Below are 13,578 nucleotides of genomic sequence, written 5' to 3' on the forward strand. Positions count from 1 at the left end.
GTATGAACATCGCGCTCCTCAAGCGTCCTCGGGTCCGGCGTATAGCGGCTGCGTCACTGATCGCCGCCACGGCACTCGGCACGACGGCCACCGCCGTCCACGCCGCGACATCCTCCACGGACCACACCCCGGCCCGTACGGTCGCGGCCAAGCCCTCTGTCTCCTCTTCTCCGGGAGGCAAGCAGGAGACCGCCGAGCGCTCCCAGGGACAGGACGGTGTCACGGGCACGCTGTCGGGGACGTTGACGTACCTGGCGCCCGGGAAGCTGACGGTTGTCTCGGATTCCGGGGAGGAGCAGGCGTTCTTCGTCTCCACCGACACCAAGGTGCGCTACGGCACGGAGTCGCCCACTCTCGCGCAGCTGGAGCAGGCCGCCAAGCAGGGCGGCGTCGAGGTCCGCGTGCACGTCGTGGATGGGGTGGCCACCGACATCACCGAGCGCTGACACCCCTGAGTCATCCCGGCGGGCTTGCGTGCCGCCCTCCCTCTGCCACTGCCGCCGCCTCGGTCCTTCGCCGGGACGTGCCGAGGTGGCGGCCTGGCGGCGGGCGAGGACGGCCATCAAGGGGCGGTGGCCCGGCGTCCTTGATGCCGGCACCCCGTGCACGGCCTGGCCCCTGGGTCAGCAGCGTGCCGTGTACTGGTCATCCATGCTGCGCCGGGCAGCAGCCCGGTCCGGACTCTGCCCTTCAGGGGCTCTGGGAGGTAATGGAACCCTTTCAGGTGTTGCTGTAGATTCACTGCGTCTTGCTCCGAAATGGGAATTCCGTGCTTTCGCTCTCTTCGGTCGCGCAGGTCAGACGCCTGTTTCTCCTGCCGGCGGTGCTGGCCGCGCTGGCCGGTGCCGCGGTGGCCGGCTGCGGATCCAGCGGAGAGCTGGTGAGCGACGGGAAGGCCGCGCCTGTGGCACCGCCCGAGCGGTTGTGGCCCCACCGGTCTCCGGCGCCGATGTCGACGGAGCAGGCCGACGTGACGGTGGCTCCTCTGAAGATCCCCAACGTGCGCGGAGCCGCTGCGGGCAACGTCCGTGCCCTGGTCCCGTCCGATGTCTTCGCCGCGGAGGTCGCCGCGACGACCGAAGGCCCCATGAACACCTTGGAGCCGTATCTGGACAAAACCGTCTGTACCGCGGGCAAGCCGGGCTGTCCGGTCCTGGAGCCCGTCTACCACGACCTGACCGGTGACGGTGAAGAGGACCTCATCCTCGGCTTCAGTCTGGAAGACCCCATTCTGAACGTGCGCTGCTACGCCTTCTTGGACGGCCGGCTGACCCGCATCCTCGACATCGGGGTAGCGCCCCGCTCGGTGGAACTGGCCGACGGCAAACTGCTCGTCAACCAACCCGCAGACGCCCCGGGTTACGTCATGCGCACCGAGTACGTCTGGGACGCGCACCGGGGCTCGATGACATCCAGCACCGACGAGATCCGACGCGCGGACAAAGGCGCCACGCCCTCCCCAGGCGCCACGCCGTCCCCAGGCGCCACGCCGTCCCCAGGCGGCCACCGATGACGCACAGCTCGTCCGGCGAGCACGGGCCCCGTCCTGACGGCCCTGAGCGCGACGCGCCTCGCGCCGGCCGTGCCGAGCGGCGCCGCCTCCCGGCGCGTTGGCCGGCAGGCATCCGGCCTCGCTCATTGCGCTGGAGATCGGTGCTGTTCCTGGCGGCCGTGTGCTGCCTGGTGGCCGGGCTGCTCGGCGTCCTGGTCCATGTCATCGTCACCGGGCAGACCGTCAAGCAGGCCCGCACCCAGGCCCTGACCCGCCTCGAAGCCGCCACGCGCGCCTACACCAACGGCGCGCCTCTGCCGGCGCACGCCTCCCTCGACCCGCCCGCCCTGCCCACCCAGCTGCGCGCGCTCGCGCACCGCGGTGAGCGCGGCACCGCCCTGGGCACCTTCGCCCAAGCCCCGACCATGTGGGCTGCCATCCCGGCGCGCGGCGGCAAGGCGCTGGCTGCCCGATACGACTACACCGCAGGCGCCGCAACCATCCGGGGCCTGGACCAGGCCATCGGCCTGTCCGCCGCACTCGCCATCGCCACCACCGTCGGCGTGGGCGCCTTCGCCTCCTCCCGCGTGACCCGTCGCCTGCACCACACCGCCGATGTCGCCCGCCGGATCAGCGCCGGCGACCTCGATGCCCGCGTCGCCGACCCGAGAACCGACAACGGCGCAGGCCGGTGCCTGGACGAGATCGCCGCGGTCTCCGCCGCCCTCGACGCGATGGCCACGACCCTGCAGGGCAAGCTGCACAGCGAGCAGCGCTTCACCGCCGACGTCGCCCACGAACTGCGCACCCCCCTCGCCGGCCTGCACGTGGCCGCCGGCCTGCTGCCTCCCGGGCGCCCCACCGAAATGGTCACCGAGCGGATCCAGTCCCTGAACCAGCTGACCGAGGACCTCCTGGAGATCTCCCGCCTCGACTCCCAGACCGAGCAGGCGGAACTCGACTTCCACCAGATCGCGGACATCGCCGAACGGGCCGTACGGGCCTCCGGGACGCCGACCGAGGTGCGCATTCTGCGCGGCGCCTGGGTGGAGACCGACCGGCGCCGCCTGGAGCGCGTACTGGGCAACCTGATCATCAACGCCCATCGCCACGGCACACCGCCGGTCACCCTCACCGTCGACGGACCGGTCCTCACCGTTCGCGACCACGGCGCCGGCTACCCCGACTACCTCCTGGAAAGCGGCCCCCGACGCTTCCACACCTCCCGCCGCGGCAAAGGCCACGGCCTCGGCCTGACCATCGCCACCGGCCAAGCACGCCTCATCAACGCCGAACTCCACTTCGCCAACGCCCCCGACGGCGGCGCCCTCACCACCCTCACCCTCCCCACCCCCACCGACACGCCACAACCACCACCCGAGCCAGGTACGTGACGGCCAGGGCACGGAGCGGCGAAGGCCGGACGCGCGAGAGGTCACGCCTGAGAGGTCACGCCTGAGGGAGGGCTTCGACGGTCTTCGCCCGGCTGACACGACTCCGTTTCTACGACCTGCGGCACACCGGCAACACCCTGGCGGCGGGGAAGACCGGAGGCCTCAGCTGGGCCGACGAGCAGTCGGCCCAGCTGAGGGGCGCCCGGCTGTGATCTCGGCGCTTCGTCATCGGCGTAGTCGCGCGGGGGGAAGACGGCCCAGATACGCCCTCCCCATCGGGTGCGCTCTGGCGCGCCTGAGTCGTCGGCTCCGCCTGGCGGGCCGAACGGAGGACACGGCCTCAAGGACGGAAGATCATGCAGGTGGTGGTGGCGTGGGCGACCAGCTTGTGCTGGGCGTCCAGCACCTTGCCTTCGGCCGTGGCCGTGCGGCGGCCCGTGTGGATGACGGTGCCTTGGGCGGTCAGTTTCCCGGCGTCCAGGGGCACGGTGCGGATGTAGTTCACCTTGAGTTCGAGGGTGGTGTAGCCGACGCGGGGCGGGAGGGTGGTGTGGACGGCGCAGCCCATCACCGAGTCGAGCAACGTGGCGGCGATGCCGCCGTGCACGGTGCCGAGCGGGTTGGCGTGATCGGGCTTGGTGTTCAGGGACATGACGACGCGTCCCTCTTCCGTCTCGTCGATCTCCATGCCCAACAGGCGTCCTATGGAGGGGAAGGTGGGCTGCTCCTGCTGCTTCTTCTGTGCCCAGCGCAGGAATTCCAGTCCGGACATGGCAGCGGTGTCGGCGGGTGGCATGGCGGGTTGTCTCCTCGTTCTCAGGGATTGACGGTGAGTGTGCGGGGCGATCGGGCGTCAGAGTTTGCCGAGGAAGCGGGCGTGGTCGAGTTCGGCCGGGCCGCGGGTCTGGGTGCCGAGTTCGAGCAGGCGGCGGAGGCGTGCCCGGGTCTGTGGGCGGGCCAGGGCGAGCTTGGTCTGCCGCCACTCCTCGGCCAGTGCGTTGCTGTCGGGCAGAGTGATCGGGTCGACCATGCCTTTTGCGGCGGCGACGGCTTCGGGTGGGAAGGAGGCGATCCGGCGGGCGAGGCGGTCGACGAAGGCGTTCAGTTCGGCGTCGGGCAGGGCGCGGTTGATCCAGCCGTAGCGCTCGGCGAGTTCGGCGTCGAAGTCCTCGGCACCAAGAATGATCTCCAGAGCACGGGCCCGGCCGGCCAAGGCGGGGAGCCGCTGGGTGCCGCCGCCTCCGGGGATCAGGCCCACGCTCACCTCGGGCTGCGCCAGGATGGCCCGCTCGGCGGAGGCGAACCGCATATCGCAGGCCAGGGCGATCTCGCTGCCCGCGCCGCGGGCCCGGCCGGCGATCTTGGCGATCGAGACCTTCGGCAGTGCGGCCAGCCGCTGGAGCACCTGCGGCAGGGGCGGCAGGTCGTGCGGAAGGGCCTCGCCCACGGCGGTCAGGTCCCAGTGCGCGAGGAAGAACTCCGGGTGGGCGCTGTCCAGGACGATGACCTGCACCGCCGCGTCGTCGGCGGCCTCGTCCACCAGGCGGTCCAGGTCGAAGACCATGGCCGGGTCGACGAGGTTGATCTCCGGGTTGTCGAAGGTCGCCCACAGGACGCCGTCGGCGACCCGGGTGCGCAGCGTAGTCAGCTCATATCCCATGCCTCGCTCCTCTCCACGCCCCCATTCACTATCTATTCGATAGCTACTGTTTTGAGGATAGCCGCGTGGGGCGGATGCGCAAGCCGGCGCGTCGTCCCTACGGTTCGGCGCCATCCGCTATCCGGAAGATAGTTACTCTCGGAGGGGGGATGGATGAAGACGAGGGAAAAAGGAGGAGCGCACATGGACGACGCATTGCGCCCGTACTGCCCGTACTACGCCAAGGCCGTCGAGATGATCGGACGCCGCTGGGCGGGCGCGGTGCTGCGCGCACTCCTGGCCGGCTCCGCCCGCTTCAACGAGATCGCCGCCGCGGTCCCTGGCATGACCGACAAACTGCTCTCCCAGCGACTGAAGGACCTCGAAGCGGACGGACTGATCACCCGACGGGTCCACGGCACCACCCCCGTACGGATCGAGTACGCCCTCACCGACAAGGGCGCCGCCCTGGGGCAGGTGCTCCTCGCTCTGAACCGCTGGGCCGTCGAGTGGATCGAGCTCCCCGAGGAGGCCGGGCGCCCGGCTCGATCCGGCTGACCGTCAGTCCGGCCGGATGTACGGGACTTCGTCGCCGCCCTCTGGGGTCCGGCCCGCTGATCAATGTCTGCGAATCTGCACGCCTCCATGGTCGGGTGATGCAGGTCACGCAAAATGCGGGTCACGATTCGAGGCAAGTCGGCCTGGGGGGTGCTGTCTTCACGCGCCGACGGCTCGTCGAGCAGGGCATTCGGGCGAGTTGGGGCACGCGGAGGTCCGGCGATCCCGATAAAGGCCGGGGCAACGAACCAGGCCCAGGTCTCCGACCTGGGCCTTCGCCATGGAGCGGGTGACGGGAGCCGAACCCGCGCTCCGAGCTTGGGAATCACAGCGGCTCCGGATGTGTCACTGCAGGTCAGCGGAGTGTTGTGCTGCCGAGCACGGCCTGCCGGGGGCGTCTGCGCCCCGGTTGCCCGTGGCTGACCGTCCCTACCGGTGCGGCAGTGGTGCGAGGTGGATAAATGCCGCTGTGGCCCGGCTGCTAGGAGCCGCCGGACTCACGCGGGCCGAGAAGCCGATAGCCACAGTTGCTCCAGCTCAGCCGACCCGACGGAAACAGGGAGGCCGGGTTCCAAGCCGTGGTCGGCCTGGGCGGCCGTGCCACGAGCCGCTGATCCGTGCTCGCGTTCACTGGATCGGCCGATTGCATGAGCCGCCGCCGTCGGCGTCCGATGGCCCGCATAGGCCAACTGTGCGTAAATCGTTCTCATACGGCACGTGTCGTCATCGGTTGTGTGCAGATGGCCCGAGGTTGCCTGGAGGCGCGGATGAATACGGCCGAAGGTGCGGGGTGGCTGCGCTGATGGCCGACGACCTGGTTGCGGGGACGCTCCGGGCCGGCCGCGGCGATTGGTCGCCTGCGGGTGGACCGCCGGGGCCGCGCGCCGCCGTCGGTCGGTGTGGCCGCGCCGGGCGGGTGGCAATGCCCTGCATCGGGCGGTTTCCGGGAGCGCACTGCTGCTTGTGGTGCTGCTGAAGGTGGCGAACCGATACCCCGGTTCCGGCTCTCGGCGGCTATATGCGTGGTACTCACAACCGCTGGCCCACAGGGCCCCGCACGCTCGCCCACCATGACCGGACGCTGTGCCGGCCGTCATTGAGGAGCACGTTGCGATGCCAAAGGATCAGGATCGGCAAAGCCCGCGGGACGAGGAGCCGGTGCCCGATGTGTCGGTGGTCGTCATCGTCTACAACGATGCCGATCGCCTGCCTCGGGCAGTGCGGTCGGTGCTGGAGCAGTCGCTTCGCAATCTGGAAGTGATCGTCGTCGACGACTGCTCGACCGACAGTACGTCGGCTGTCGCGGAGGAGTTGAAGGCGAGCGACCCCCGGGTCCGCTACCTCCGGTTGGCACAGAACAGCGGGGGGTGCAGTGCACCGCGTAACGCGGGTGTCGCAGTCGCACGGGCGCCGTACGTCATGTTCCTCGACAGCGACGACGAACTCCCCAGGCACTCCTGCAAATCGCTGCTGCTCACGGCGGAACGGACCGGAGCGGACTTCGTCACCGGCGAGACGACCCGGATTTTCGAGGAGACCCATACCAGCGGGCTGTGGTACCCGGAACTCTTCGACACCGTGCGCCTCGTCCAAGGAGTGCGCGAGGCGCCGGAGTATTTCCACGACCACCTCTCCACGAACAAGCTGTACCGGGCGGCCTTCCTCGCTCGCAACGGACTGCGCTTCCCTGAAGGCATCCACTACGAGGACCAACTGTTCACAGCCAGGGCCTTCACACTCGCTCGCAGCTTCGCTGTCGTCCCATGGCCGGTCTACATTTGGCGACTCGCGGCGGATCCGGCCTCTCTCTCCATCTCCTCCAGCCGCCACAAACTCCAGAACGTGAGGGACCGGGTCGCGGTGGCCCGACTGATCGACAGCTTCCTCGAAGAGAGCGGAAACGCCGACTTGCGCCCGGCGAAGGACGAGAAGTTTCTCCGTCACGACCTGCGCCTCTACCTCGGCGACCTCCCCTTCCGCAGTCGGGAGTGGACCGAGCGGTTCGCCGAGGTGGTGACTCCCTATCTTGGTGAGATCACAGCGGAGGCAGTCGGCGCGCTCCCCCGCGAACAGCGCATCTGCCAGCACCTGTTGCGCTCAGGACGCCTCGACGAGGCGATCGAGTGCGCCCGCAGTCTCGACCGCCCGAGGATCGCCCCTCGGCGGGTGACCAGGGAGGCGGGACGCGTGTTCTGGGGCCGTTCCGTCCCGGACGGCGACAGCACCGACGCGCTGGACATCAGCGAGTGGCGGCTGGACGATCAGCCCTTCGAGTCCGCACCCGTCCGGCACGAGGTGGACACGCTGGCACCGGCAGGCCCCGTGGTGCGCCTGTCGCTCCGTACGTATGACCCGGCGCGCCTGCTCGCCGACCCGGCGGAGGTGACCGCCCAGATGTGGCTCTCCGCGACCGGTGAACCGCTGAAAATCCCGTTCCGGTACACCCCCGACCCGGGCGAGCCGGATGTCTACACCGCAGAGATCGAGCTCGACCTCCGTCGCATACCCCTGGGCTCGAAGGGGTTCAAGGGGCGTCGGCATCCCGTAGTGGCGCTCACGCGAGTGGGCACCACCCGCACCGACATGGTTCTCGCCACGGGCGACGTCCCCGCGCTGTGCGCGCACCTGCCGCTGCACGGCTCGCTCGCCGGGCACGTCGTGCGGGTGGGGTGCGAAGGCAGGGGCGCGGGACGGCTGGAGTTCACCTGGACGCGGTCCGGCGCGCTGGCCCTCGCCGAGGTCCTGGCGCCTCGCCTGGAGCCGGTACGCCGCAAGGCCCGTCGGGTGCAGCGCAAGCTCACCGGGCCGGGGGCGAAGGCGATGGCCTATCACGAGCTGCTGAGACTCCCTGTGGACAAGGAGCTGGTCCTCTTCGAGGCCCTGGAAGGCCACGGCTACGCCGACAGCCCCCGCTACATCTACGAAGAACTGGTCCGTCGAGGGCTGCCGCTACGCCCTGTCTGGTCCTACTCCGGCGACCGTTCCTCCTTCCCGGACGATGTGCGCCTCGTCGAGCGCGGCAGCTGGGAGTACGTCCGCACCTTGGCCCGGGCCGGCTACTGGGTGGACTCGCACGGCTTCCCCTCCACCTACGCCAAACGGCCCGAGACCCGCTATCTCCAGACCTGGCACGGGCAGGCGATCAAGTACATGGGCTTCGACGCACCGGAGCTGCGCTTCGGCGGCCAGGAGCGGCAGCAGCAGCACCGGGACATGATTTCCCGGTGGGATGTCCTGATCTCGCCCAGTGAAGAATTCGTGCGGACCTTCGTCCGGGCCAACGAGTTCACCGGTCGGCTGCTGAGGTGCGGACTTCCGCGCAACGACGTGCTCGTGCGCTGGAACGAACCCGAACAGCGCGACCGCGCCGCAGCCGTACGCGCCCGGCTGCAGATCCCGGACGGGCGCAAACTGCTCCTCTACGCACCGACCTTCCGTGACGGGGAGCGCGGCACAGGCCGATCCATCCGGGTGGACCTGGTGGAATTGGCGGAACTGGTGGAGAGGTCCGGCCGCGAGTGGACCGTGGTCGTGCGTCCCCACTACTACGAACGCTTCGCCATACCAAGGGAGTTGGCGCACGTGTTGCGTGACGGCCGCCCGTTCTGCGACATCAACGACCTGCTCCTCGCGTCGGACGCGCTGGTCACCGACTACTCATCCGTGATGTTCGACTACGCGAACCTGGGGCGTCCCATCCTGCTGTTCACCGACGACTACGAGGAGTACAGCAACAGTTCGCGTGGCATGTACTACAGCCTGCCCGACATCGCGCCCGGCCCGATGCTGACCACCACGCGGCAACTGGCCGAGGCGCTGCGCGATCTGGACCGCGTACAAGAGGAATGGGCCGACCGGTACGCCCACTTCCAGACCATGTTCAACACCCACGAAACGGGGCGGGCGAGCAAAACCGTCGTCGACTTGTTCTTCGAAGGTGGCCACCGATGAACCGTCACATCCGTCACACCGGAAGCCCCCGCAATGTCTTCATCATCGGCATCGACGTCGATTCGATGGGCGGATCGCAGCGCGTGCTGCACACCCTCGCCCAGGGCTTCGCCGAGCGCAACCATCGCATCGACCTCATCGGTATCCGCCCGAGCTCCGAGCCGCACCGGTACCACGAAACGCCGGCGTACCGGCACACCACCCTCTACAGCCGTCCCCCGGACCCGCCCTGGCACGCCAGGCGCCTCGGTGAGCGGCTCAGTCCGGCCCAGCTGCGCCGCGCCCGCGCCGCCCGCGCCGAACGAGACCGGGCACGGACGCGTCTGAGGGTCCGGTTCGGCGCCGTGGAGGACGGTTACCTCATCATCGGCTCGCCCTGGGCCGCGGACTGGCTCGCCGGGGTGAGGTGGCCGCATCTCAAGGGCATCGGCCAGTACCACGAGTCGTTCCTCCAGGCCCAGGATTCGGCGAACCTCCGCCTGATTCACCGTCACTACCCCCGGCTGGAGAAATCGGTCTTCCTCAGCGAGGGCGATGCCGCCGAATTCCAAGCACGGCACCTGCCGAACGCCGACGTCATTCCGAACCCGCTGCCCTTCCACATCGAAGCACCGGCCCCGCTGAACACGCAGCGCATCGGGGCAGTGGGCCGCCTGGATGCGGTCAAACGACTGGACCGGCTGATCGACGCGTTCGCTACCGCCTGCGCCGATCGGCCCGACTGGGAACTTCACCTCTTCGGCGAGGGCCCCCAGGAAGCCACGCTGCGCGAGCACGCCACCCGCCTCGGTCTCGGCGAGCGGGTCCGCTTCCGCGGAAGCGTCAAGGACATGGCCGCCGCTTACCGAGAACTGTCGGTCCTGGCGCTCACCAGCGAGCGCGAGGGACGGCCCATGGCACTCGCGGAGGCGGCCGGCTGCGGCGTGCCCTGTGTGAGCTTCGACCTGTCCGCAGGAGTACGGGAGCTCATCGACGACGGCCGCACCGGCACGTTGGTGCAGCCCGGCGACACCACCGCATTCGCCGCCGGGCTACGGCCCCTCGTCGACGACACGGCATTGCGCAAGCGTTACGGCGAAGCAGCACGCGACCACGTCGCCTCACTCGAACTGCCCGTCGTACTCGACCGCTGGGAGGCGCTGTTCGACGAGATAGACCGCTAGCCTCCGCGTTTCACTTGCGGCGCGCCCGCATGGCGAGGGCGCTGCCCCTCGCCCGGCATCGGGCGAGGGGTGACAGTGGATGGGGCTTGAGTGGATGACTTTCGCAAGCGTCCCGATGTGGTTCCCCGCTGTTGTGCCCAGCTCTCCAGTGTGATGCGGCAGGCGTGGTCGAGGTGGCGCACCTCGGAGAGGTCGAGTTCGACCGGGAGGTTGTGGGGGAGCGCTTCGAGGGTTTCGCGCATGCGGGGCAGCCGGAGGAAGGTGGCGGACCCGGTGAGGGTGACGAGGAGCCGGCCGTCGGTCGGTCGTCGTACCCGCCTCGACTGCGCCAATGCCAGGGGAGTGTTCGCAGGTGCATCGTTGCAGACCACTCAGTGGCACGGGACGCAGGTCACGCAAAATGCGACTCATGATTCGAGATAACGGCCGGTCGAATCATCGGAGGGGCTTGCGGATGCCAACTCCGTGCATTAATCGGCCCCTTATGGCACGCGAATGGCACGCGACCCAAAAAGGTCTAGACAACAAGTAAGGCCCAGGTCACTGACCTGGGCCTTCGCTATGGAGCGGGTGACGGGAATCGAACCCGCGCTCTGAGCTTGGGAATCCTGTGGCGGGAGGGTGCCATGCGCGGCCCTGGCCTGTGAAAACGTCCACCTTCGTGCATGGCGGACCGCTTGATTGTTGTCCGTTGGTGACCGCTGTATACCGTCTTCAGCGACTCGGTCGCCCATTCCGGTACCGGCTTCTCAGGCTGGCCGCGGAGTCGTCGTACGGGCCGTCGGCGCCCACGCCTCGGTCACCGCGGTGGTCGGTCCGGACCTGCCGAGTGCGACCAAGGTCATGGCGTCCACGGGGAACAGTTCGCCGCAGGCCGCGGCGACTTCGTCCGCCGTCGCCTGGTGGAGCAGGTCCGGCAGGCGCTCGGCCCAGTCGACGGGTCTGCCAGCGGACACGCAATCGCGCAGCAGGTCGGCCTTGGCGGCCGGAGAGTCGAAGGCTCCGAGCAGCTGGGCGGCGCAGAAAGTGCGCATCGGTTCCAGCTCGGCTGTGCTGACCGGGTCGGTGCGGAACGTCCGCAGGGCCTCTTGGACGCCCACGATGCCCTCCGCCGCGCCCTCCTCGGGCAGGGCCGCCCTGATGTAGGCGCGGGAGGCGCCGAGACAGATGTCACGCGCGGCGTAGAGCGCGTGGTCGAGGTCGGCGCCGAGTGGCCCTGCCGGCATCCGGGACCGGTAGTGGGTGCCGACCACCGCTGTGGCCAGGTAGCGCGCCGCTGCGGTGATGTCGCCTGCCGGTTCCGGCGAGCTCAGGGTGATGTGCACCTCGTCCGATGCGTCGTGATGGAGGGCCAGCAGGCCGCCGGCCGGCGGCACGGTCCCCACGGCCGCCGCGGCCGGGCGGGTCGGCTGTCCAGAGGGCCAGGTGGATAGTGCCCGTTCGATGTCGGCGGTGAAGCGCTCGGGATCGAGGGCGCCGACGGCCACCAGCCAGCCGCCGCCGCTCCGCAGGATCGTCCGGTGCACGGCGCCGAGGTCACCGGGGGCGGCTATCGGCCGGGCGCCGCCGAGCCAGTGCCGGCGCAATGCGGTGTCCATCAGGACCTCGGGGTCGCGATGCCACAGTGGTCGTGTCTGCGGTAGCAGCACGCCGTCCACCGGCGTGGACAGTTCGCCGAGCCGCTCCAGCCATGGGCCGACCGTGCCCGAGGTGGTGTATCCGGTGACGTCGAACCACTGGCCGTCGGTGGCCACATGGAAGCTCCCGCCCACGGCCTCCGTACGGGCTGCCGCGCCGTCACGCCCGGCCAGCAGACGGACCAGGACATCGGCCTCGTCCGGCCGCTGCCACCCCAGCTCGCCCAGTGGCAGCCGCAACCGTAGCTCCACCAGGGGGGAGCGACGGTCCTGGACGGCCACGACGCGGGTTCCCCCCGCGAGCGTGGTCTCGCACCAGGGACCATGCCGGGGTGCCGGCTGTACGGCCAGCGACGGCACCGGACGGGCGCTCATCGCCGCACCGCCCGACGCCGCTGGCGGGGTGACGGGATCAGCTGCCACTGCCGCGGTCTGCGCGGGAGCGGACCCCGGCGCCGTCTGCCCGGAACCGGCGTCGCGGACCGGGGCGGGGCGGGTCCGCGTGGTCCCGGGAGCCATGATGAGGATCCCCTTGGCTGTCGTGCCCATGTGCCGGGCGGCGTCGGCTACCTGCTCCGGGGCGACGTCGGCGAGCAGGGCGGGGTACTCGTCGAGCAGCTCGGCGCGGCCGAGCAGGAGCTCCAGGCGGCCGAGGGCGCGGCTGCGGGTGTAGGCGTCGGCGTGCTCGCGGTGATGCCGCGTGATCAGGCGTCGCACCGCCTGAGGCTGTGTCCGCGCGAGGTCCGGTGCGTCCGCCCAGGGGGCCCACCGTTCGGTCATGGTGCCCACCGCCTGCCGCGGCGGGACCATCGGGGGCACCAGCGCGGTGATGACCAGGAGGTCGGGGTCCTTGGCGTCGAGCATGCCGAAGACACCGCAGGCGGCCGACACCGCCTGGAGGCCGTCCAGCCCGTCATGGCTGATCATTTCGGCCAGCACGGCATGTGCCAGGTAGCCGGTTATGTCCGTGCGGGGGTCGGGCAGCCGGTAGCCGAGCGCGATCGCCGCGGCGGTCACCGCAGGTTCGGTGCATGTCTGCCAGCGGTCTTCGGTGAGGCCGGGCTCGCGCAGGTCCGGCGAGGGCGCGAACGGGCGCGGCGGTATGTCGCCGAAATGCCGCTCGACCAGGTTCAGCAGTTCGTCGGGGTCGTGGTCGCCGACGACGGTGAGCACCGCGTTGCCAGGCGCGTAGTGGGTGTGGAAGAACTCCTCACACGCGGCGACGGTGGCCGTACGGAGCTGGTCCATCCGTCCGTAGCCGTCATGTGCGTTGGCGAAGCGGTCGAAGACCGCGCCGGGCAGGAGTGGCCACGGCAGCCCCCCATACGGGCGCGCCGTCACCGCCTGGTGGATCTCCTCCTCGATGCCGTCCAGCTGCTCGGCCAGTGTCTGCTCGGTGAACACCGGTGCCCGCATCCGATCGGCCTCGCTGAACAGCGCGCGCTCCAGCGCCGCCGCAGGGACGAGCTGGTGGTAGTCGGTGTAGTCCTGGTGTGTGGTTCCGTTGGACCGACCGCCCAGGGGATGGATGTGCTCGAAGAAGCGGCCGGGCGGCAGGCTGGCGCTGCCGCGGAACATCAGGTGCTCGAAGAGATGGGCGAAGCCCTCCCGTTCGGGCTCCTCGGACCGGTAACCGACGCCGTAGTGGACGCAGACCGCGGTGCGCGGAGATCCCGGATGGCGTTCGAACACCACCCGCAGGCCGTTCCGGAGGGTTACCTTATGCACTTTGCCCGCGACCACA

Annotated in this window: 10 protein-coding genes; 6 read left to right on the forward strand and 4 right to left on the reverse strand. The window is 69.8% G+C overall.

The window, feature by feature from the left end:
• The first annotated feature begins 2 nt into the window (after positions 1-2).
• From K9S39_RS23335 to K9S39_RS23345, 3 genes are all read left to right on the forward strand, one after another.
• Entirely contained in the window at positions 3-446 is a 444-nt protein-coding gene (locus tag K9S39_RS23335; protein WP_248865291.1) for a hypothetical protein, read from the forward strand.
• A 323-nt stretch (positions 447-769) separates the two neighbouring features.
• On the forward strand, positions 770-1,513 hold the full coding sequence (locus tag K9S39_RS23340) for a hypothetical protein (protein ID WP_248865292.1): 744 nt from the start codon (positions 770-772) through the stop codon (positions 1,511-1,513).
• Between the two features lie 125 nt (positions 1,514-1,638).
• Positions 1,639-2,886, forward strand: coding sequence for a HAMP domain-containing sensor histidine kinase (locus K9S39_RS23345; RefSeq protein WP_319949576.1), 1,248 nt, complete (start codon positions 1,639-1,641; stop codon positions 2,884-2,886).
• A gap of 340 nt (positions 2,887-3,226) precedes the next feature.
• Here K9S39_RS23345 and K9S39_RS23350 read toward each other — a convergent pair whose 3' ends face one another.
• Entirely contained in the window at positions 3,227-3,682 is a 456-nt protein-coding gene (locus K9S39_RS23350) for a PaaI family thioesterase (protein WP_248865293.1), read from the reverse strand.
• Positions 3,683-3,739: 57 nt separating this feature from the next.
• Complete coding sequence (locus K9S39_RS23355; RefSeq protein ID WP_248865294.1) at positions 3,740-4,546, reverse strand: enoyl-CoA hydratase/isomerase family protein; 807 nt, start codon at positions 4,544-4,546, stop codon at positions 3,740-3,742.
• A gap of 183 nt (positions 4,547-4,729) precedes the next feature.
• Between K9S39_RS23355 and K9S39_RS23360 the strand changes: the two genes are divergently transcribed.
• The 3 genes from K9S39_RS23360 (at position 4,730) to K9S39_RS23370 (ending at position 10,197) form a co-directional block, all read left to right on the forward strand.
• On the forward strand, positions 4,730-5,083 hold the full coding sequence (locus K9S39_RS23360; protein ID WP_248865295.1) for a winged helix-turn-helix transcriptional regulator: 354 nt from the start codon (positions 4,730-4,732) through the stop codon (positions 5,081-5,083).
• A gap of 1,113 nt (positions 5,084-6,196) precedes the next feature.
• A complete protein-coding gene (locus tag K9S39_RS23365) occupies positions 6,197-9,034 on the forward strand; it encodes a bifunctional glycosyltransferase/CDP-glycerol:glycerophosphate glycerophosphotransferase (protein WP_248865296.1) in 2,838 nt (945 codons plus the stop codon).
• On the forward strand, positions 9,031-10,197 hold the full coding sequence (locus K9S39_RS23370) for a glycosyltransferase (RefSeq protein WP_248865297.1): 1,167 nt from the start codon (positions 9,031-9,033) through the stop codon (positions 10,195-10,197). Before K9S39_RS23365 ends, K9S39_RS23370 begins: the two co-directional genes overlap by 4 nt.
• Here K9S39_RS23370 and K9S39_RS23375 read toward each other — a convergent pair.
• Both K9S39_RS23375 and K9S39_RS23380 read right to left on the reverse strand, forming a co-directional pair.
• Positions 10,194-10,439: a hypothetical protein gene (locus K9S39_RS23375; RefSeq protein ID WP_406708154.1), complete on the reverse strand. Its 246-nt coding sequence runs from the start codon at positions 10,437-10,439 to the stop codon at positions 10,194-10,196. The two genes, K9S39_RS23370 and K9S39_RS23375, sit on opposite strands and share 4 nt — an antisense overlap.
• Before the next feature lie 507 nt (positions 10,440-10,946).
• Complete coding sequence (locus tag K9S39_RS23380; protein ID WP_248865298.1) at positions 10,947-13,562, reverse strand: M16 family metallopeptidase; 2,616 nt, start codon at positions 13,560-13,562, stop codon at positions 10,947-10,949.
• Positions 13,563-13,578: the final 16 nt, after the last annotated feature.

Source organism: Streptomyces halobius, assembly GCF_023277745.1.
Classification (GTDB): Bacteria; Actinomycetota; Actinomycetes; order Streptomycetales; family Streptomycetaceae; genus Streptomyces; species Streptomyces halobius.

What these genes read in the sequence shown, in the direction of transcription:
- K9S39_RS23355 (WP_248865294.1), bottom strand. Translation starts at nt 4,546, where the DNA reads ATGGGATATGAGCTGACTACGCTGCGCACCCGGGTCGCCGACGGCGTC.
- K9S39_RS23335 (WP_248865291.1), top strand. Translation starts at nt 3, where the DNA reads ATGAACATCGCGCTCCTCAAGCGTCCTCGGGTCCGGCGTATAGCGGCT.
- K9S39_RS23360 (WP_248865295.1), top strand. Translation starts at nt 4,730, where the DNA reads ATGGACGACGCATTGCGCCCGTACTGCCCGTACTACGCCAAGGCCGTC.
- K9S39_RS23370 (WP_248865297.1), top strand. Translation starts at nt 9,031, where the DNA reads ATGAACCGTCACATCCGTCACACCGGAAGCCCCCGCAATGTCTTCATC.
- K9S39_RS23350 (WP_248865293.1), bottom strand. Translation starts at nt 3,682, where the DNA reads ATGCCACCCGCCGACACCGCTGCCATGTCCGGACTGGAATTCCTGCGC.
- K9S39_RS23375 (WP_406708154.1), bottom strand. Translation starts at nt 10,439, where the DNA reads ATGCGCGAAACCCTCGAAGCGCTCCCCCACAACCTCCCGGTCGAACTC.
- K9S39_RS23365 (WP_248865296.1), top strand. Translation starts at nt 6,197, where the DNA reads ATGCCAAAGGATCAGGATCGGCAAAGCCCGCGGGACGAGGAGCCGGTG.